Origin of the sequence: Shewanella sp. SG41-3 (assembly GCF_014164545.1) — a bacterium.
Taxonomy (GTDB): Bacteria; Pseudomonadota; Gammaproteobacteria; order Enterobacterales; family Shewanellaceae; genus Shewanella; species Shewanella vesiculosa.
The window spans coordinates 108,167-128,508 of record NZ_JACJFJ010000005.1 but is presented as its reverse complement, the minus strand read 5'-3'; the positions used below and the strand labels follow the sequence as shown (position 1 = coordinate 128,508).

Here is a 20,342-nt window from a genome sequence, read left to right as displayed (position 1 = left end):
CGCAATAAGGGGTTGCCGCTCATTTACATAAGAAGTCCACAAGTTTATCCACAGATTTAGTGGATAAGTCAATAAAGTTCAATACTGCTGCGGGGTAGCGACCAAGTGAGTTTCATAAAAGCGTAAGAAATTTGTGATGAAATTTAATTACATTTGCAGATTAATACGAAAGATAGCGACAATAGTTCACCTATTGGGTCAAGAATAGCTAAATTAGATAATCTACAATTACTTTAGCAATCGATTGAATATCGATCAAGCTTGCGATCCCATCTCTGAGTCATCTACTTTCGATACCCATTTCATTAATGTTAATGTTCATTCGCTTAAATACATTAGTTAAACTGAGCTCGCACTTAGCCGAAATATCAGCACTTGAATAATCACTTTATTATGATGAGGCATCAAGATGGAAATCATGAGATGAAGTTAAGCGTCATGAGTCAGCGGTGCTACAGTAAAAGTGAACACTAACGTGATCTCAAGAGATTAGCTAAGTAGTCTAATGTATCAACGAACAATTTATTGCTCGATATATGCTTATTGAGAGACTTTGTCGCTAAAACTTGTGCCACATTCTTTTACAAAGAGATAAATCAAGTCAGTCGAACAAATTTCAACCACAAACTACCTCCTCCCCAAAGAAATTGACATAAACAGCATCGTTAGTGTTCGACAATCCATTTTATGAGTAAGTGATTAATTTTGTTTTCATTGTCAAAATATCACCACAAACGAGCAAAAGTCGTTCACGATGTGTGTTTGGTAACCAATTAGTCACATAAATGCGTTTTTTTTTATAACTCGAGTTGACTCAGTTACCAGAGCGTTTTACTATGCGCTCCGTTCTCAGCAATACATTGCTAAAAACGCTTCCCCAGTAGTTCAGTTGGTAGAACGGCGGACTGTTAATCCGTATGTCACTGGTTCGAGTCCAGTCTGGGGAGCCATTTAGTAAAAGTAAGTTGAGATGTAAATATAATTCCCCAATAGTTCAGTTGGTAGAACGGCGGACTGTTAATCCGTATGTCACTGGTTCGAGTCCAGTTTGGGGAGCCAATATTTACCGTTATCGAAACGATTCCCCAATAGTTCAGTTGGTAGAACGGCGGACTGTTAATCCGTATGTCACTGGTTCAAGTCCAGTTTGGGGAGCCATCGAGATAACATATTTGAAATAATACGCTTCCCCAATAGTTCAGTTGGTAGAACGGCGGACTGTTAATCCGTATGTCACTGGTTCAAGTCCAGTTTGGGGAGCCATTTCAAAGATTAAAATAAGTAATAATAATTCCCCAGTAGTTCAGTTGGTAGAACGGCGGACTGTTAATCCGTATGTCACTGGTTCGAGTCCAGTCTGGGGAGCCATTATTATTAACTTCATCGCACAGCTAAAACTCCCCTCCTACGAACCTCCCATGTAATTCAATATCTTATTAGTCATTGATGATCCTTTATCATTGGTCATTTATGTTAAAATTTTTGTGATTACAATCGTTAAATTTTCTATCGGAAATATAACCTTAGATTAATCATTATTTAATCTCATTTCTGCTATGATATTATTGGTTATTATACAAACTATATAGCGCATTTTACTTTTGGTTAAAAAACGACATTCGAACCACTGCAGCACAAGGTTTGTGCCAGATCGAGCAAGTTTAGCCAAACACACTCAAGGAATAGATGTTTTATGGGCTTATCGAAATCCTTTCAGCTTGTTCTTTTTATCGTTTTCGGTTTATTAATTTTCCGAATTTTTACGGTGGAAAATAATGAAGTTCAACAACAAGGTGAAATTGCACGGGTTAATTATCAGCAATACGTGCAAACTATTGATCAGTGGCAAGGGAGTGGCGAAGCACTATACCAGCTTATGTCTAAAGACTTCTCCTTTCAGTTTTTTCAGTATATTGATAAAACTGATAATAATAACAATTTTACTCATGGCAGCTTACTTCGTCCAGCGGGAGATTTCGCCAGTGAAATCTTCAATATTGAATTAGGCCATGTACAAAATTTTCCTGACGGTCGCTTACAAGTTAGATTAGATACCGCGAGCGTATTATCAGCCAGTTTTGATGATTTACAACAGACAGCAACCTTATTGATTATCGCTTATGTGTCATTGATGTTGTTATTTGCATTGCTGATGCAACTACACCGCCGAAGAATCAACTATGCTGCCGAATACATCTCTCATATTCCTGATTTATCCTTCCTCGCCATTGAGAAATCGCGCTTTCCAGGTGTTTTAAGACCACTCGGTAATACACTGGAAATTTGTCGCAGCCAATTAAAGCTCAACTTAGATCGTGTCAGAAAAGAGAATGAACAATTAACTAAAGCCGCATATCAAGATCCCGTCAGTGGATTTTCAACTCGACAACGTTTTACACAACATATTGAAGCAATTAGTAAAACGGATAAGCAACAGTATGGTGTACTCATAGTCGTTAAGGCTGCTGAACTGGCAAGCATCAATCAGTTGCATGGACGTGCTGCTGGAGATGATTATTTAGCAAAATTAGCAACTTGTATTCGAAAATCGCTAGCTAATCTTGGAATGAGTGAGTGCTTTAGAATCTCAAGTGGTGATTTTGCTATTTTTATTGACAGCATTTCACTTAAAGAAGGCGAACGATTTTTAGAACACCTTAAACGGCACTTAGATGAATATGCTCAAACAACTAAAAGTGATTCCATTGCACATGCTGGTATGGTGCCCTATCAGCAAGGTAACGAGCCATTGGCATTGATGGCATTAGCCGATACGGCCGTCAGCGTGGCGCAAACAATGGGACCAAATCGTTACTATCAATTAGAGAAACTATCGGGTAGTGAGCAAATAAGCACGGAACATTGGAAAATCACTATCGATGACTTAATTAATCGAAGAAGTATTAAGTTTTATCAACAACCTATCCAACCTTGTAATAATGCGACTGAAGTTTACCGTGAATTATTAGCACGCTTTTATAATGTCGAAGGTAAACATTTACCCACTACCACAGTCATTGCAATGGCTGAACGATATGGGATGAGTGTTGAATTAGATAAAATGATCGTGACACAAACCATTAAGGTGTTGAGTGAGAACCCAAGCATTTCAGGCCACATGGGAGTTAATATCAGTGCTTCTTCAGCACATCAAGACGGTTTTACCATGTGGCTTAAAGACATATTAACTAAAAATCGAGGCACAGCGGCTCGATTGGTGTTTGAACTGAATGAATCAGGCATGCAAACTAATTTAGAATCTAGCCATAATTTTGTAAACGAGATACACAAAGCTGGAGCAAAAGTGGCTATCGAGCGCTTTGGTTTAGGCTTTACATCATTTAAATTTTTCCGAGAGGTTCGTCCTGATTTTATCAAGTTAGACAGTAGTTACAGTGACAATATCGAACAGGACAATAATAATAAGTTCTTTGTCCGGATGATTGTCGATATTGCTAAACGCATCAGTATCCGTGTTATCGCTACTGGGGTTGAAAAACAAGACGAAAAGCTGACGTTAGAAAAACTGTTAGTTGATGGTATGCAAGGTTATTATATTGCTAAACCTGAGTTATTGTTAAATAAACAGTAAAAACAACGTTAATATACGGTAAATATATCGCTTTTATTCTAAGGTTAAACATTTTATGTTTAACCTTATTTTTTATCCGTTGTTTATCGGCGCCAAACCTAAGATAATACTCGTATCTATTGGTCAAAAAAATTGTAGCAATGACAGAGTATCTTCTCCTGTTGATCGGCACAGTGCTGGTAAATAACTTCGTTCTGGTAAAATTCTTAGGTCTATGCCCTTTTATGGGGGTGTCGAGTAAATTAGCGTCGGCGATCGGCATGTCAATGGCCACCACGTTTGTGTTGACCCTTGCTTCTATTCTGAGTTATTTAACCAACGAATTTTTACTGCAACCTTTTGACTTAAGCTATTTACGCACCATGAGCTTTATTTTAGTTATTGCTGTTGTCGTACAGTTCACTGAAATGGTGGTGCAAAAAACCAGCGCGTCTTTACATCGTGCTTTGGGAATTTATCTACCGCTTATTACCACCAATTGCGCGGTATTAGGCGTGGCATTGCTTAACGTTAATGAAGACCATAACTTTATTGAATCGGCTATTTATGGTTTTGGTGCTGCTGTTGGTTTTTCTCTAGTGTTAATTTTATTTTCAGCCATGCGTGAGCGCTTGGCTGCTGCAGACGTGCCCTTACCTTTTCAAGGTGGTGCGATTGCGATGATCACTGCAGGTTTAATGTCATTAGCCTTTATGGGGTTTGCGGGGCTGGTTAACTAATGTTGTCGAGTATATTCATTGCTGTAGCGATATTGACCGTTTTAGCGTTAGCATTTGGAGTCATTTTAGGCTTTGCATCGAAAAAATTTAAAGTCGAAGGCAATCCTATTGTTGATCAAGTTGACACCCTGCTGCCACAGACTCAGTGTGGACAATGTGGTTATCCGGGTTGCCGGCCCTACGCCGAAGCCATTGCCAATGGCGATAAAATCAATAAATGCCCTCCTGGTGGTACTGCTACCATGGAAAAGATTGCCGAACTCATGGGCGTAGAACCGGAACCATTAGGTGAAGCAGCCCAAGCCAATGTGAAAAAAGTGGCTTATATCCGCGAAGATGAATGTATTGGCTGTACTAAATGTATTCAAGCATGCCCAGTCGACGCTATTTTAGGGGCTGGAAAATTAATGCATACCGTGATTGCCAAAGATTGTACTGGCTGCGATTTATGCGTTGAACCTTGTCCCGTCGATTGTATTGACATGATCCCCGTTGAAACCACTATACAAAATTGGGATTGGAAATTACGCGCAATTCCAATAAGCGTAATCGATCAACAGCAAGAGGATAAACGGTGTTAACGTTATTAGAGCAATTAGATAAAGGTCATTTGTGGCGCTCTCCTGGCGGGATCCATCCACCTGAACTGAAAACATTATCCAATCAAAGCGTAATATCGTCGTTACCCTTGCCATCGCGATTTGTCGTACCGGTTCCCCTCGTCGGGCAACTTGCGACCATGAGTGTCAAGGTGGGTGACCACGTACTCAAAGGTCAAGCTCTCACTGAAGGAGCAGGCTTTACTTATTTGCCTGTTCACGCGCCTACCTCTGGTGTGGTTGTCGCCATAGAGCAACATAACAGTAATCATGCTTCTACATTGCCAGTATTAAGCTGCATCATCGAAGCTGATGGTCAAGATACTTGGTGTGAATTAATACCAAACCAGCTTGAACAACTGTCAAAGTCGGCTATTTTAGACAAAATTAAACAAGCGGGTATCGCGGGTATGGGCGGCGCAGCGTTTCCCAGCCACGTAAAACTTAACCCTGCCAGTGAAATAGATTTAGTGATCATTAATGGTGTCGAGTGTGAACCCTACATCAGCGCCGATGACAGATTAATGCGTGATTACAGTGATGAGATCTTAACTGGGATCAGCATTATTCATCACTTACTCAATCCTCAGCGCATTGTTATCGCTATTGAAGATAATAAACCTGAAGCAGCAAAAGCAATGCAAGCGGCAATTACTCGCAGTACATTGCCTAATGATATTATTCGCGTCACGGTTATTCCGACCAAGTATCCTTCTGGCGGTGAAAAACAACTGATTCAAATTATTACCGGCAAAGAAGTACCCAGTGGAGCCATTCCAGCCCAACTTGGTATTGTGATGCATAACGTCGGTACCGCCTATGCGATTCAAGAAGCCGTTTTACAAGGTAAGCCACTTATTGAACGCGTTGTCACTTTCACTGGAGAACGGGTCGGAAAACCAGGAAACTATTGGCTTCGCATAGGAACAACGGTGGCCGATGCTCTAAATCAAGTCAGCTTTGCCCCAGATAATAGCCAAAAAGTCATTGTGGGTGGCCCAATGATGGGATACGCACTAGCAGATCTCGATGTGCCAATATTAAAAGGTACTAACTGCTTACTGACCCCCAGCCAAGCAGAAATCGCACCAGACGCAGATGAGAAAGCCTGTATTCGATGTGGTGAGTGTGCAGTTGCCTGCCCGGCATTATTGCTACCTCAGCAATTATTTTGGCATGCAAAGGCCGAAGAATACGATAAGGCTGCCAGCTTTAACTTAAAAGACTGCATAGAATGTGGTTGTTGCAGTTACGTATGCCCAAGTGATATTCCATTAGTAGAATACTATCGCGTGGCTAAATCTGCGCTGAAAAATACTGCAGAAGAAAAACTACAAGCTGAAAGAGCAAAACAACGTTTTGAAGTGCGCCTACAACGACTTGAAGATGAAAAAACGGCTCGAGAAGAAAAATCTAAGCAAGCAGCGGCTAAACGCCAAGCGAATATGAAATCGAGCGACAAAGATGCCGTTGCCGCTGCAATGGCACGTATTGCTGCTAAAAAGGCTCAAACAGCAGATGCGACAAAGGACTCAGTCACAACACAAACAAACATTACCGATGCACCAAGTGTAGCTGTAGACAGTCCGGACGCTAAGAAAACCGCGGTTAGTGCAGCAATTGAGCGGGCTAAAGCTAAAAAAGCCGCTATTGCAGCTCAGTCTTTAGCTGATAAGCAAGCTGATGTCACAGAGGCAACTGCTGATCATTCCGCTGATAATATCGACGACAAGAAAGCAAAAATTGCCGCTGCGGTAGCTCGAGCAAAAGCCAAAAAAGCAGGGTTAGCTAATGAATCGGCTGCAACCGATAACTCAGCTACATCGAGTAGTGCTGTTACGGCTGAGGCGATAAATAACCCGAGTGCAACAGATAGCAGTATTAACGCCGCTCCTGTCGATGACAAAAAAGCTAAAATCGCTGCTGCGGTGGCTAAAGCAAAAGCCAAAAAAGCCGCGTTAGCTAATGAATCGGCTGCAACCGATAACCCTGCTGAGTCTGATAGTGCTGTTACGGCTGAGGCGATAAATACCCCGAGTGCAACAGATAGCAGTATTAACGTCGCTCATGTTGATGACAAAAAAGCTAAAATCGCTGCTGCGGTGGCTAAAGCAAAAGCCAAAAAAGCCGCGTTAGCGAATGAATCGGCTGCAACCGATAACCCAGCTGAGCCTGATAGTGCTGTTGCGGCTGAGGCGATAAATAGCCCCAGTGCAACAGATAGCAGTATTAACGCCGCTCCTGTCGATGACAAAAAAGCTAAAATCGCTGCCGCAGTGGCTAAAGCAAAAGCTAAAAAAGCAGCATTAGCTAATGAGTTGACGCAAACAGATGAGTCAGCCGTATCATCTACCGTCGTCAATCAGGCGATTAAGACCGCTAGTGATGTTGATATGACCAATAGCGAAGCTCCTATTGATGACAAAAAAGCCAAAATTGCCGCCGCTGTCGCCAAAGCGAAAGCCAAGAAACTCGCTAACAGTGCTAAGCAAGAGGAATAACCACTATGGCATTTAAAATTGCCTCATCACCACATGTCAGTTCAACATCGCAAACCAATACAGTGATGAAGCGCGTTGCGCTATGCTTGATCCCCGGGATTGCTGTACAAAGCTATTATTTTGGCTATGGTACCTTAGTTCAATTATTACTCGCCATCACAGTAGCTTATCTCGCTGAAGCTGCAGTAATAAAGTTACGTCACAAAAATATAACGGCAATCTTAGCGGATAATAGCGCATTGGTGACGGCAAGCTTACTGGCGGTTGCAATTCCGCCTTTAGCACCCTGGTGGATGATCGTTATCGGGACATTATTTGCGATTGTGATTGTCAAGCAGCTCTATGGTGGATTGGGCAATAATGTCTTTAACCCTGCTATGGCTGCATACGTACTGCTGTTGATCTCATTTCCAGTGCAAATGACATCATGGGTTGCCCCGCAAACATTAGCCCTCAACAGCGCCGATATGTTGCATACGTTCAACAGTATCTTTCAATTAAACACTGGCTACGCTGCAGACTATTTCCATCTTGCGATTGATGGCACAACGATGGCCACGCCACTAGATACCCTAAAAACCGACCTGTCGATGGGCCTGACTACAACAGAAAGTATGACTAAGACTATCTTTTCTGGCACTGTTGGCGAAGGTTGGTTTTGGGTCAATATCGCCTATCTCATTGGCGGCATAGTCATGCTGAAGCTCAAGGTGATCCGCTGGCACATAAGCGGATCAATTCTTTTGAGCTTATTTGTTTGTGCCAGTATTGGCTTTTTAATCAGCCCTGATACCTTCGTGAGCCCTACGATGCATTTATTTTCTGGGGGAACCATGCTGGCGGCATTTTTTATTGCCACGGACCCTGTGACTGCGGCAACGAGTACTCGTGGTCGTCTAATATTTGGCGCCATGATAGGCTTACTTATTTACTTAATAAGGACGTTTGGCGGCTATCCTGATGCTGTCGCATTTGCAGTGTTACTGGCGAATATGTGCGCACCATTTATCGATTATTATGTTCGCCCTCGCAGTTATGGTCATCGAGCAGGAAATTAATTATGTCTATTTTAACCACTAACCCGATGATTAAAAATGGTCTTTTACTGGGCCTATTTGCCTTGTGTTGCACAGGTCTTGTAGCCTTAGTGCATGCGTTAACCAGCGACACGATTTCATTGCAACAGCAAAAACAATTAACCTTGATTCTCAACCAAATCATTCCGCCCCAGTTACACGATAATGTACTCAGTGAGCAATGTATTTTGGTTAACTCGCCAGAACTATTAGGCACAGAAGCCGATTTACCGGCATATCTTGCTTATCAGGGTGATCAACCTGTCGCTATCGCAATAGAAGCAATTGCACCAGATGGCTATAATGGCGAGATAAAACTGATTATCGGCGTTGATAACCAAGGGGAAATATTAGGTGTGCGAACCCTTTCCCATCAAGAGACTCCTGGGTTAGGTGATAAAATCGATCTTCGTAAATCTGATTGGGTGACCCATTTCAGTGGCAAATTATTTAAAGACAACACCAGCATGTGGAAAGTAAAAAAAGACGGTGGCCAGTTTGATCAATTTACCGGTGCAACCATTACTCCGCGCGCTTATGTTAAAGCCATTACTAAAGCGATGACGTTTATTGAACAACATCGTCAAACACTGTACCAAAGTCATTATGCCTGTGAGGCCAGCCATGAGTAATTATCGTGAAATAGCCGCTCAAGGGCTATGGAAAAACAATCCAGGGTTAGTGCAACTCTTAGGCCTATGTCCACTACTTGCCGTTACTGCCACCATTACTAACGCGTTAGGTTTAGGTGTGGCCACTTTGTTGGTATTAGTTGGATCAAATATTTTAGTCTCTTTAGTGCGCGATTTTGTTCCTAAAGAAATTCGAATCCCGGTATTTGTGATGATCATTGCTGCACTGGTGACTTGTGTGCAATTACTGATTAACGCTTATGCCTATAATTTATATTTATCATTAGGTATTTTCTTACCCTTGATCGTCACTAACTGCGTCATCATAGGTCGCGCTGAAGCATTTGCATCGCGTAATTCATTAGCCCACTCGACGTTCGATGGATTGATGATGGGCTTGGGATTTACCGCAGTATTGGTAGTGTTAGGTGCAAGCCGTGAACTCATTGGTCAAGGGACTCTTTTTGACGGTGCAGATCTATTATTAGGTGATTGGGCCAGTGTCTTGACCATTCATGTATGGCAGGTAGACACGCCATTTTTATTGGCCATGTTACCGCCAGGAGCATTCATTGGCATGGGATTACTAATCGCCCTTAAAAATGTCATCGACAGCCGAGTAAAAGCCATGCAACCTAAAGCTGAAGTAGTTGGTGTTACGCGGGCTCGGATCACTAAAGTCAACTAATACTCAACCGCTGTTAACCGACAGCGGCCGTTAACTTAACGATAAATTGACCGATTATTATGAATAAAGATAAACGCCATCAAATTCTCTGCCGATTAAGGGACAATAACCCTAAACCTGAGACCGAACTTAATTTTTCCAGTCCATTTGAGCTCTTAGTTGCGGTCACATTATCAGCACAAGCAACTGACGTCAGTGTCAATAAAGCCACTGATAAATTGTTTCCAATTGCCAATACGCCTCAAGCAATCTACGACTTAGGCGTTGACGGGCTCAAGCAATATATTAAAACCATTGGCTTATACAATAACAAAGCCATTAATGTGATTAACGCCTGTAAAATGCTGATTGATTTACATGCTGGTGAAGTACCCGAAAATCGAGAAGCATTAGAAGCTTTACCTGGAGTGGGACGAAAAACGGCCAATGTAGTACTCAATACGGCATTTGGCTGGCCAACCATTGCCATTGACACGCATATTTTTAGGTTAGCAAACCGGACTAAATTTGCCCCAGGCAAAAATGTCGATCAAGTTGAACTGAATATGCTTAAAGTGGTGCCGAATGAGTTTAAAGTAGACGTACATCATTGGTTTATTCTTCACGGACGGTACACTTGCTTAGCCAGAAAACCCCGTTGCGGCTCCTGTATTATCGAAGACTTGTGTGAGTTTAAAGATAAGACTGAGTAAGCTAATTTTTAATTGAAATATATTGATGATCATGCGAATAACTTAAATATGTGCTACTCGCATGATTATCTTAATTTGAAAACCTTAAATAGCCGCTTAACCTTTAATTATTACTGAACATAAACTCTATACTCCCAAGGCGCCAACTTAAGGCTTGTGTCTTCAGTAAGCGTTGCCTTTTGTTTGCTAAATAGCTCTGTATATACTCCAGCTGTTTGTGGCCCCATAAATTGAATATCTTGCTCTTTATCAGAAAAATTAATCACAACAAACACTTTATCTTTGGTATTTTCGCGTATAAAACTAAACACTTCAGTCGGGTTAGTATTATAAATACGTTCCATTCTCGCGCCATACTTGCCATGCCATAACGCACTATTTTGTTTCTGTAAAGCTAAGAGCTTCTGAATCAATGGCTTAAACTCATGCTCTTTCCATTTAATAGGATCTTTTTCGAAAAACTCAAGCCGCTTATTATTCCCAGCTTCAAGTCCATTATAAATTAATGGCATACCTTCACCGACAATAGACAATACAATAGCTGTCGCTACTTTTTCTTCACTACCATAACGTTCAAATACGGTACCTTCCCACGAATTAGCATCGTGATTTGAAACATACGTCATCCGGTAGCTATTTTTTGGGTAAGCTCCCTCATTCCATGAATAGTATACAAACAACCTATTTAGATCAGCGTGACCACTTAAAATATCATGAATAGCTTCCTGCCAAGACCATGCATAAGTAGCATCAAAAGCTTTAGCATGTAAATCCCGCATCTCCCATTCAGCTAACATAAAAACAGGCTTGATCGCGTCTAGCTCTGACCTAACGTTTTCCCAAAAATCTAGAGGAACAAAACCTGCTACATCACATCGATAACCATCAATGTTCGCTTCTTTGACCCAATACTTCATTGCATCAGTCATGTATTCACGCATTTCTGGTACGTTATAATCAAAGTCTATTATGTCTGACCAATCCCACCAAGGCGTAGGTTGAAAATTGCCTTGCGAATTTTTTGTATACCAATTTGGGTGCTTATGCCTTAATTCATTATCCCAGGCACTATGATTCGCGACCCAATCTAAAATAACGTACATACCTAATTCGTGAGCAGCATTAACAAAGCTTTTTAAGTCATCTAAAGTACCAAACTCAGGGTTAACACCGTAGTAATCTTTTACTGAATAAGGGCTACCCAGCGACCCTTTTCTGTTTTCTTCGCCAATCGGATGAATCGGCATTAACCAAAGAATATCGACGCCAAGTTCTTTTAATCGTGGTAGTTGATGCTCAGCGGCTGCAAATGTTCCTTCAGGCGTGAACTGTCGCGTATTAATTTGATAAAAACTTGCATTCTTACTCCACTGAGGATGCGTTAACTTCACATATTCTTGCGGAACATAATTTGAGGAAATATTCGTTGTCTTAGTTTTTTTACTTATATTAGTACAAGCACACAGCCCTAAAAGCAGTAATATGAGCGTAAGTTTTTTCATTTGTGGAACACCTTAAACGATTAAGTTCAAAGAATATACGATGTAGCGACATTATTTTAAACAGTCCATTAACATGAATACGAATGCAAACCTTTGCGCCTGTCTAGCATAATTACCTTTTGGTTGGCCAACCATTACCGTTGACACGCATATTTTTAGGTTAGCAAACCGGACTAAATTTGCCCCAGGCAAAAATGTCGATCAAGTTGAACTGAATATGCTTAAAGTGGTGCCTAATGAGTTTAAAGTGGATGTTCATCATTGGTTTATTCTTCACGGACGGTACACTTGCTTAGCCAGAAAACCCCGTTGCGGTTCCTGTATTATCGAAGACCTGTGTGAATTTAAGGATAAAACAGAGTAGTGAGATCCTTGGATTCTTTTTCTGCCGGCTTTTAAGTTTTTGTTGCCCTAAAATTAAGGTATAGATTTTCGGTAATAGATAAATTCAAGCCTCTTTTCCTTTATTTTCTTCATTACATTGGCACTCAAACGAGTAACTATAATAATTAGCACTCGCTTGAGCACCATTATGTGACTATTTAATGTATAAAATTTTCGCTTAGCTTATTAATATCACTGAACATACACTCTATATTCCCAAGGTTTCAATTTAAAGCTTATCTGTTGAGTAAGTTTACCTTTTTGCTTACTCAATAACGCTGTATATTCTCCAGATGTTTGTGGTCAAAAATCATCTGGTTTAGCAAATAAAAATTTGGCTACAGTAAGCCAAGATTTATAGTTACTGCTTATATTTGTAATAAAACTATTATAAAAACACATAAATAAAATCTAATCAGCTGTTATACTCTAATGACTCAGAGAGGGTCTTATTCTAGTATGGTTACAATTAAGCAAGTGGCTGTCCACGCAGGTGTTTCATTCAAGACAGTATCGCGAGTGGTCAATAATGATCCAACAGTCAAAAAGATTAACCGCGAGAAGGTTCTTAAAGCAATAAAAGAATTAGATTATCGCCCTAATCGTGCGGCAAGCTTAACGCGACGTAAAAAATCAAACATTTACGCAATTATTGCTGATGAACTGCTTAGTGTTCCTTATACTTTCGATATTATTCGTGGTGCCCAAGAAATTGCTTGGCAGAAAAATAAAGAACTGTTGATCCTCAATGTTAACGAAACCCAAGCGAGTATAGACAGAGCTATCGAAAGCCTTTTAGAGTATCGCGTAGAGGGTGTTATCTATTCAGCAATGTATCATCGCCAAGTTGTAATCGCTGATGAACTAAAAAAAATCCCAACTATTTTAGCTAACTGCTTCCCTGCTTCAAATAACTTTCCTTGCGTAGTACCTGATGAACAACAAGCCGGTGAAGATATTACCGATGCATTAATACGTAAAGGCTATCGCAGAATTGCTTTCTTAAACTTAAATGAGCATATAATTGCTGCCAAAGGTCGCAAACAAGGCGTTATAAATTCATTTAAAAAGCACGGCTTACCGCTCGATGATTTACTCATTGAATCGGTTATTTTTTGTCAAGCCGATGGTAGTGATATTTCTACCTCGAGAGAATCTGCGGCGCGAGTGATAGACGAGTTTAAACCTGATGCTATTATTTGCGGGCAAGATCCCATGGCGCTGGAAATTTATTTTGTTGTGCATGATAAAGGAATGATCGTTGGTAAGGACATTGGTATTGCAAGTTTTGATGATTGGGGCAGTATTCCAGAATTATTACAACCGAATTTAACTACGATGGCACTACCACATCATGCGATGGGACGTTGGGCAATGGAGTATCTTATAGAGCAGCGCACTGATATTGTTCACCACCACTTACCGTTTAAATTGATTGCTCGCAATTCGTTTTAATAACATCTGTTTTTAATGCAAAAAAAGATAATACGATAAACACACAGATAACCAAACCCAAATACTGGTAGGCTAACGCAAAGCCTACATGATCATATACAACGCCTACCCCGACGGCTAACATTGACGCCACCAATTGCGTAGTAAATTGAAAACCAATGATATAGATCATCGCTGAATAGCGAGCATCAAAATGCATATTGATATATTTAAATAACGCAATCAGCATCAGCGGTAATTCAATTGCGTGTAACAATTTCAATAAACTAATGCTGATAGGATCACTAACAACCCCCGAGCAATATATTCGTATCGCCATCAATACACCACTTAACAGCAACGAATTTTTAACGCCCAAATAATTCACCCATTTTACAGCTAAATACAAAATAACCGCTTCAAGGATAACTTGCGCTGAAGTTAAATAGCCAAAAATTTCTCGACCTTGCTCTGGGGTGTCAAAAAAAGAGGTGTAATAAATAGCAAATTGCTGATCAAATACCGCATAAATACAACTAACACCGATCACAAACACACTTAACCGCCACAGTCCTGCGATTTTAAAAAAGGCTTTAAGCTGTTTTACAGGAGTAAAAGTTCGAGAAGGCGCTATTTCACGCTGATTTTGTGCGACCTTAACAAAGGCTAAAAAACCTATTAAGCAAACCGCCGCAATGCTTGATAACCAATAATTTAAACTAGGGGATAAATTAAACGAAAGACCTGCAAAGTAGCTTGCCATGGCCCAACCCAGTGACCCCCACATTCGAGCTTTACCAAATTCAAAGTTCGTCGAGCGACTTTGTTTATCAATATAACTTTCAAGCGTCCCTACTCCAGCTAAAAATGCACATGAAAAAACGGCACCGCCTAAAATAGCAGCCAGATAAAACTGCGTTTGTAGTAGTGGCGCGTATACATAACTAACAAACGGGCCAATCAACATGATGAAAAATGCAATGAAGTAAAGTAGTGTTTTTTGTAAACCGAGTTTATCTTGCAAAATACCGTAGCAAGGCATCACGAGTAAAGCCATGATGGAATTAATACTAAAGATAATCCCGACTTTAGCACTATTGAGGCCTACTTCTTGACTAAGCCAAATAGGAAATAATGAAAAAGAAAAAGACCATGCCATAAAATAAACAAACAAAATGACACTTAAGAGTCGATAGTTGCTACTCATATATCGCATAGCCTTGGAGAAAGATTAATGACTCTATAATAATATAGAGTCATTTTGGAAGTTATTTTTCTATTGCTATATTATTTAACTTAACGTCACTAAGCGACAAAGGCTGCTCTGCACTTACTTGTATTTTATTGTAAGGAGAGGTTGGAAAAACAATCGAGGTCATAGAGCTAACCCCTTTATTTACAAACACTTCTACCGACGCTTTATCTACCCATATCTCAACATCGTAATACTCAAGGCCCTTTTGTAATGGGGCTGTTTGTAAAGATGCAAAACCATCTTCAAAGTCTTTTAAACCTGATTGTCTGCGATCAAGTACAAGTTGCCCTTGAGCTGGGTTTAGCTGCAGCTTAGTGTATTCACCCGTATCAGAGCTAAGCACGATATCAGTAACTTGCTCAGCGTTTGATAAACTAAAGCTCACCTTAAATTGCCCAGGTTCAACAGTAAAAAGCTCATCTAACTGATAGCTATTTGCACCAGTTAGGCTTGCCTTTTGTTGTGTGTTACTCAATAAACTATCGAGTTCTTTAATAGGCTGAGATGCTAAACGCACGCCACTTGCTGTTTGCAATAAGGTTAATTCTCTGGGAATCGTCATTGCACTGCGCCATACTTCAGTGGGTACTTGGTTTGCGTATTGCCAGTTACTCATCCACCCCATAAATAAGTGTCTACCGTCTTTGACATCAGAAAAAGTGACACCTGCATAATTATCTGTGCCGTAGTCTAACCATATTGAAGGTTCATATCTTTCATTTGCTGCATTATCAGAAAATACGATATCAGCGATTTTTATATGCCCCCAATCACCTCGTTCATTATCGACCACTTTAATATAAGCTTGCTGGCCTTTTAATTGACTCACGTTCCATGAACGCTCTGTCATAGTACCGGTATTATTTCCGCTTGCGGTTTTAACAATCTCGCCATTAACTAACAACTGTATTGCGGTACTATTGTGATGCTTTCCGCCTGCAATCTTAAAGTTAATGAAATCATGATCGATCGCAAATGATGTTGAGGTTAATGTGCCAATTGCCTTATCAGAACCTTTAAAAGAACTGGCAATCGTATTTGCTGGTTGATCATTAACTATATGGAATGCATCACCAGATACTTGCCAATTTTTTAAACCACTCTTGAAATTAGAAAAATCAAGTCCTTGGGGGAAAACGGCTGGCGTTGCAGTAAGCATTTTTTGATAATCACTATCAAGTACAAATTTTTCACCGTCGAAATCGCCGACAAAGTATTGTGTACCAGAGCCGCCATTTGGCGCGCCTGGGTTGATGCTCACTAATAAAACATATTTATATTCATCTGTGCCTTCAATACGCACGCGAATAAGGTCTGGACACTCCCATACACCTGCGTGACTGCCCCAATCGGCGCCAAAGTTACTTTCAAATTGCCATGTTTTTAAATCTTTTGAGCTGTAAAAGCCAATATGATCATCTTGGGCCAATACCATGACCCACTGCTGGGTATCCTCATGCCAACTTACTTTAGGATCACGAAAATCACGGATCCCAGGGTTTTTTAATACCGGATTATTAGCGTATTTTTTCCATGTACGACCTTTATCGGTGCTATATGCTACGCCTTGGGTTTGAAAATCAATCGCCCCCAGTGCAGCCTTTTTATCATCGTGATAAGTAAATATAGCCACTAATGGTGGATTTTCTTTAGTGCCAAAGCCGCTACTATTTTGCCAATCAACCACCGCACTACCGGAGAAGATAGTACCGTGCTCATCAGGAAACAGCTTAATGTCTTGATGCTGCCAATGAACCATATCTTTACTAATTGCATGTCCCCAATGCATTGGCCCCCATACAGATGAATCAGGATTATGCTGGTAAAACAGATGATATTCACCTTGGTAATAAACCATACCGTTAGGATCATTCATCCAATGCTTTTTAGGGGTAAAATGAAAAGCGGGACGAAACACCTCTTTGCTAGGTTTATCTACACCCTCAAGGGCAGTTTTTTCAGTTTGATTTGTCATGCTACATGCTGCCAAAAATGATGAAATTAACACTAAATTAACGGTTCGCATCTAATGCTCCATGCTTATTATTGGTATCTAATGAAATTGCTTCTAAAGACCGTCCTTTTGTTTCTGGCATAAACCACGCAACAAAAATTAACTGCCCTAACATCATTAACGTAAAGAAAGTGAACACTTCAGTGGCACTAAAGCGCTCTAAGAAAAATGGCATAAGTAAAGTGATTGCTGCGGCAAAAAACCAATGCGTACCGGAGCCCAAAGACTGACCTTTTGAACGTACATTATTAGGAAATATTTCTGCAATGAAGACCCAAATAACGGTACCTTGGCCAATGGCATGAGCGGCAATAAACACAAATACAAACGCTACAACCGTTAAGCCGCCAGAATCCGTACTAAACGCCCATGCCACCACCGAAAGAGAAATAACATAGCCAATTGAGCCTATATACATCAGCGCACGGCGACCATACTTATCAATCAAAGATAAACCTAGCATGGTAAAACATAAGTTAACCACACCGATCCCAGCGCCTGAAAGTAATGATTGATTTACATCCAAACCAGCAAGTTCAAATACACGCGGGGCATAATAAATAATAAAGTTAATCCCAGATAATTGATTAAATGCGGCAAATAAAAATGCAAATAATATGGCCTTATTGTAACTACCACCAAATAGCTTTGATTGACTGTTGTGTAACTTGTCGCGCTCAATTTCATTTAATACTTGGTCTGGATCTTCTTCACCTAAGGTAACTAAAATGGAACGCGCTTTGGTTCTCTGATTTTTCTTTTGCACTAACCAACGTGGGCTTTCAGGTGCCTTAATGATCATTAACAAATAAGCTAAGGCAGGTATTGCCTCCACACCTAACATTAAACGCCAATCAATTGAGGATGTACCTGCAATTAAAAAATTAGAAACAAACGCGACTAAGATACCAAATACAATTTGGAACTGATAAAGCGCAACCAAACGGCCACGGAACTTAGCTGGAGCAATCTCAGAAATATAGGCAGGTACAACAATTGAAGAAATCCCCACTCCCACACCGCCAATAAATCGCAATAAAGCAAAGCTGTAAACTTCAGGAGCCATGGCAGAGCCAAGTGCCGAAATAAAAAATAACACTCCGACTAAAATCAATGTGGGTTTTCTCCCCCACTTATCGCATGGGTAATTACCGGTTAAGGCACCAAGTAGTGTTCCCCATAAAGCCGAAGACATAATAAAAAGACCATGAAATAACGAACTCGTATTCCATAATGCTTGAATAGGTTTATCAGCACCGGATATAACCGCGGTATCAAAACCGAATAAAAATCCAGCAACTGCAACAGTCGCTGACCAGTAAATAATTTTTTTCATAATCACTCTTAACACGTTAAATTTAAAAGGTGGGCCGAAACCCACCATTAATTAGTAACCTGAGTTTGTGTATAAAACTCGCTATTAATCACCTGAGTCTTGTGTATACAAGCCACCGCTATTAATCACCTGGGTTTTGTGTATAAAACCCACCCCAATTAATCACCTGAGTTTGTGTATACAAGCCACCGCTATTAATAACCTGGGTTTTGTGTATACAACCCACCACTTAAAATCATTTGCTGATTCGGAATAGGTAAATACTCATCACGACCTTTAGTGAAAACAGCATCGGCCAAATAAGGTTTGCGCAACGCTTCAATTGCTAAATAACTATCAATCGTTTCTTTCGCTATTCCCCAACGCACTAAGTCAAAAAAGCGATGTCCTTCAAGCCCTAATTCTAAACGTCGCTCAAAGCGCAACGCCTCTCTTGCTTGCTCTTTAGAAACAAAACTTGTATATGAGCCAATATTATAAATACTGGCGTTGTGTAATTTACCGGTGCTATTTTTAGCGCGCTCACGAATGCGATTAATGATTGGCAATGCTTCGTCATACCGATCTAACTCAATTAACGCTTCTGCTTTCCAAAGTAATACATCAGCGTAACGAATGAGCGGTGTATTTAATGAAAAGATAGGAAATGGTCCATTCTGACCACGACAACTACAGTCTGGGTGTTCAAGATCCTTCATCGCTGTAAAGTTGCCATATATCCCCGGAGCACGAGCCCAACTATCACCGCCATGGATCAAATTCTCGTCATATTTAAATGGTTTACCTTCCATCGCCACAGTATGATCTAGGCGAGGATCAACTGCATCGGTCACCTTGTCGTAATTGAAATCGTTAAAAGTGTCAAATAACGGTAAGCCTTGTTGATCTGTTTTAAACGCATTGACAAAATTTTCTGTTGGCACATGGAAACCACAGCAACCAAAGCCTCCAGCCAATGGGGCATTTAATGCACTAGGCCAGCTTCCACGTCCATCTGGCGAACCGTCATTTAAAGAACGCTGAATAGCGAATACTGATTCTTTGCCATTTTCACTTTCAAACAAAAAGTTATTCGCGTAATCATCAAATAAGCCATATACGCCCGCCTGTTCAATTTCATTAACAAGAGCGACCACTTTTACAAGTTTATCTTTATTAATATTGATAACTTGATGTAACTCATTCTGCTCATAAGCCTGGTAGAGCAATGTTTTAGCTAAATATGCCTTAGCAGATAACGCTGAAGCTCGCCCGACATCTTTTTGAGTTTGTGGTAAATGATTGGCAGCAAACTCAAAATCAGCAGCAATTTTATCCCATAACTCCTGATCGCTCAGATCACTATTAGTCGTGAGAAGTATCTGATCTTGTGTCATTGTTTCATCAATCCACGGGATATGTTTATGATGTATTTTTAAATCAAAGTAGAAAATACTGCGAATAAACCGCAGTTCGGATTGTTTTGCAGCACTGTCTTCAATTGCATCTGGCGCATTTGCGATTACTGCTAATGCTGAGTTGACTCTTGAAATACCGGTGTAATTACGTACCCATTTTTTGTTGTTCAAATCAATCAAATCTGGCGGGAATGACTCCATATCAGGCACTACTGGCTGATATAAAGACAAAGCATGATAAGCAAAAATATCACCAGGTCCATTACCGCCTTTATGGGCGTCTCCTGCGCGTAAATTCCCCGTCGGCCATAAAAAGTTAGGCGCGGTATAATGATCGTTACCGAGATATGAGTAGGCTGCGATGATCAACGCATCTACATTTTTACTGTTAGAAACTTGTTCTTCGGTCAATACCCCTGAAGGTGCAACATCAAGATCAGAACCACCACACGAAGTTAAAAAAAGAGCAAATGTAGTTGCTGAAAATAGCGTTTTTATTTTATTCATAATAAGTGCTCGTA

Annotated in this window: 14 protein-coding genes, 5 tRNA genes and 1 pseudogene; 15 read left to right on the top strand and 5 right to left on the bottom strand. The window is 40.4% G+C overall.

Annotation, left to right across the window (positions count from 1 at the left end; all coding sequences use genetic code 11):
- The first annotated feature begins 874 nt into the window (after positions 1-874).
- From H5164_RS11475 to nth, 13 genes are all read left to right on the top strand, one after another.
- A tRNA-Asn gene (locus H5164_RS11475) sits at positions 875-950 on the top strand.
- A 33-nt stretch (positions 951-983) separates the two neighbouring features.
- Positions 984-1,059, top strand: a tRNA-Asn gene (locus H5164_RS11470).
- A gap of 23 nt (positions 1,060-1,082) precedes the next feature.
- Positions 1,083-1,158 (top strand) — tRNA-Asn (locus tag H5164_RS11465).
- A gap of 29 nt (positions 1,159-1,187) precedes the next feature.
- Positions 1,188-1,263 (top strand) — tRNA-Asn (locus H5164_RS11460).
- A 29-nt stretch (positions 1,264-1,292) separates the two neighbouring features.
- A tRNA-Asn gene (locus H5164_RS11455) sits at positions 1,293-1,368 on the top strand.
- A 325-nt stretch (positions 1,369-1,693) separates the two neighbouring features.
- The gene (locus H5164_RS11450) at positions 1,694-3,592 is read left to right on the top strand and encodes an EAL domain-containing protein (protein WP_182756212.1); all 1,899 of its coding nucleotides are present in this window, start codon (positions 1,694-1,696) and stop codon (positions 3,590-3,592) included.
- A 140-nt stretch (positions 3,593-3,732) separates the two neighbouring features.
- Positions 3,733-4,311, top strand: coding sequence for an electron transport complex subunit RsxA (rsxA, locus tag H5164_RS11445; RefSeq protein WP_124014721.1), 579 nt, complete (start codon positions 3,733-3,735; stop codon positions 4,309-4,311).
- A 2-nt stretch (positions 4,312-4,313) separates the two neighbouring features.
- Entirely contained in the window at positions 4,314-4,892 is a 579-nt protein-coding gene (gene rsxB, locus H5164_RS11440; protein ID WP_124015021.1) for an electron transport complex subunit RsxB, read from the top strand.
- The gene (gene rsxC / locus H5164_RS11435) at positions 4,886-7,411 is read left to right on the top strand and encodes an electron transport complex subunit RsxC (RefSeq protein WP_182756210.1); all 2,526 of its coding nucleotides are present in this window, start codon (positions 4,886-4,888) and stop codon (positions 7,409-7,411) included. The genes rsxB and rsxC overlap by 7 nt, the downstream gene beginning before the upstream one ends.
- A gap of 5 nt (positions 7,412-7,416) precedes the next feature.
- Positions 7,417-8,469, top strand: a complete 1,053-nt coding sequence (rsxD, locus tag H5164_RS11430) for an electron transport complex subunit RsxD (RefSeq protein ID WP_182756207.1) — start codon at positions 7,417-7,419, stop codon at positions 8,467-8,469.
- A 26-nt stretch (positions 8,470-8,495) separates the two neighbouring features.
- Positions 8,496-9,119, top strand: a complete 624-nt coding sequence (gene rsxG, locus H5164_RS11425) for an electron transport complex subunit RsxG (RefSeq protein WP_182697431.1) — start codon at positions 8,496-8,498, stop codon at positions 9,117-9,119.
- Positions 9,112-9,807 (top strand): electron transport complex subunit E, encoded by a 696-nt coding sequence (locus tag H5164_RS11420; protein WP_124014717.1) that lies wholly within the window; start codon positions 9,112-9,114, stop codon positions 9,805-9,807. Before rsxG ends, H5164_RS11420 begins: the two co-directional genes overlap by 8 nt.
- Before the next feature lie 59 nt (positions 9,808-9,866).
- The gene (gene nth, locus H5164_RS11415) at positions 9,867-10,499 is read left to right on the top strand and encodes an endonuclease III (protein WP_182756205.1); all 633 of its coding nucleotides are present in this window, start codon (positions 9,867-9,869) and stop codon (positions 10,497-10,499) included.
- A 110-nt stretch (positions 10,500-10,609) separates the two neighbouring features.
- Here nth and H5164_RS11410 read toward each other — a convergent pair whose 3' ends face one another.
- Positions 10,610-12,001, bottom strand: a complete 1,392-nt coding sequence (locus tag H5164_RS11410) for an alpha-amylase family glycosyl hydrolase (RefSeq protein ID WP_124014715.1) — start codon at positions 11,999-12,001, stop codon at positions 10,610-10,612.
- Between the two features lie 118 nt (positions 12,002-12,119).
- Here H5164_RS11410 and H5164_RS11405 point away from each other — a divergent pair.
- Positions 12,120-12,365: pseudogene (locus H5164_RS11405) on the top strand (endonuclease III); the annotation flags it as partial.
- 479 nt (positions 12,366-12,844) lie between these two features.
- Positions 12,845-13,840 carry a LacI family DNA-binding transcriptional regulator gene (locus H5164_RS11400; protein WP_124014714.1) on the top strand — a complete coding sequence of 332 codons (996 nt, stop codon included), beginning with the start codon at positions 12,845-12,847 and terminating at the stop codon, positions 13,838-13,840.
- Here H5164_RS11400 and H5164_RS11395 read toward each other — a convergent pair.
- The 4 genes from H5164_RS11395 to H5164_RS11380 all read right to left on the bottom strand — a co-directional run bounded on the left by H5164_RS11395 (position 13,812) and on the right by H5164_RS11380 (position 20,328).
- Positions 13,812-15,026 (bottom strand): oligosaccharide MFS transporter, encoded by a 1,215-nt coding sequence (locus H5164_RS11395; protein WP_182756204.1) that lies wholly within the window; start codon positions 15,024-15,026, stop codon positions 13,812-13,814. The two genes, H5164_RS11400 and H5164_RS11395, sit on opposite strands and share 29 nt — an antisense overlap.
- A gap of 61 nt (positions 15,027-15,087) precedes the next feature.
- Positions 15,088-17,100, bottom strand: coding sequence for a glycoside hydrolase family 32 protein (locus H5164_RS11390; protein ID WP_124014712.1), 2,013 nt, complete (start codon positions 17,098-17,100; stop codon positions 15,088-15,090).
- Positions 17,087-18,424 carry a sugar porter family MFS transporter gene (locus H5164_RS11385; protein WP_182756202.1) on the bottom strand — a complete coding sequence of 446 codons (1,338 nt, stop codon included), beginning with the start codon at positions 18,422-18,424 and terminating at the stop codon, positions 17,087-17,089. Before H5164_RS11385 ends, H5164_RS11390 begins: the two co-directional genes overlap by 14 nt.
- A 194-nt stretch (positions 18,425-18,618) precedes the next feature.
- Positions 18,619-20,328: a RagB/SusD family nutrient uptake outer membrane protein gene (locus tag H5164_RS11380; RefSeq protein WP_182756200.1), complete on the bottom strand. Its 1,710-nt coding sequence runs from the start codon at positions 20,326-20,328 to the stop codon at positions 18,619-18,621.
- Positions 20,329-20,342 lie beyond the last annotated feature (14 nt).

Excerpts from the sequence above, each read along its gene's own strand:
- H5164_RS11450 (WP_182756212.1), top strand. The coding sequence starts at position 1,694 with ATGGGCTTATCGAAATCCTTTCAGCTTGTTCTTTTTATCGTTTTCGGT.
- rsxA (WP_124014721.1), top strand. The coding sequence starts at position 3,733 with ATGACAGAGTATCTTCTCCTGTTGATCGGCACAGTGCTGGTAAATAAC.
- rsxD (WP_182756207.1), top strand. The coding sequence starts at position 7,417 with ATGGCATTTAAAATTGCCTCATCACCACATGTCAGTTCAACATCGCAA.
- rsxG (WP_182697431.1), top strand. The coding sequence starts at position 8,496 with ATGATTAAAAATGGTCTTTTACTGGGCCTATTTGCCTTGTGTTGCACA.
- H5164_RS11420 (WP_124014717.1), top strand. The coding sequence starts at position 9,112 with ATGAGTAATTATCGTGAAATAGCCGCTCAAGGGCTATGGAAAAACAAT.
- nth (WP_182756205.1), top strand. The coding sequence starts at position 9,867 with ATGAATAAAGATAAACGCCATCAAATTCTCTGCCGATTAAGGGACAAT.
- H5164_RS11410 (WP_124014715.1), bottom strand. The coding sequence starts at position 12,001 with ATGAAAAAACTTACGCTCATATTACTGCTTTTAGGGCTGTGTGCTTGT.
- H5164_RS11400 (WP_124014714.1), top strand. The coding sequence starts at position 12,845 with ATGGTTACAATTAAGCAAGTGGCTGTCCACGCAGGTGTTTCATTCAAG.
- H5164_RS11395 (WP_182756204.1), bottom strand. The coding sequence starts at position 15,026 with ATGAGTAGCAACTATCGACTCTTAAGTGTCATTTTGTTTGTTTATTTT.
- H5164_RS11390 (WP_124014712.1), bottom strand. The coding sequence starts at position 17,100 with ATGCGAACCGTTAATTTAGTGTTAATTTCATCATTTTTGGCAGCATGT.
- H5164_RS11385 (WP_182756202.1), bottom strand. The coding sequence starts at position 18,424 with ATGAAAAAAATTATTTACTGGTCAGCGACTGTTGCAGTTGCTGGATTT.
- H5164_RS11380 (WP_182756200.1), bottom strand. The coding sequence starts at position 20,328 with ATGAATAAAATAAAAACGCTATTTTCAGCAACTACATTTGCTCTTTTT.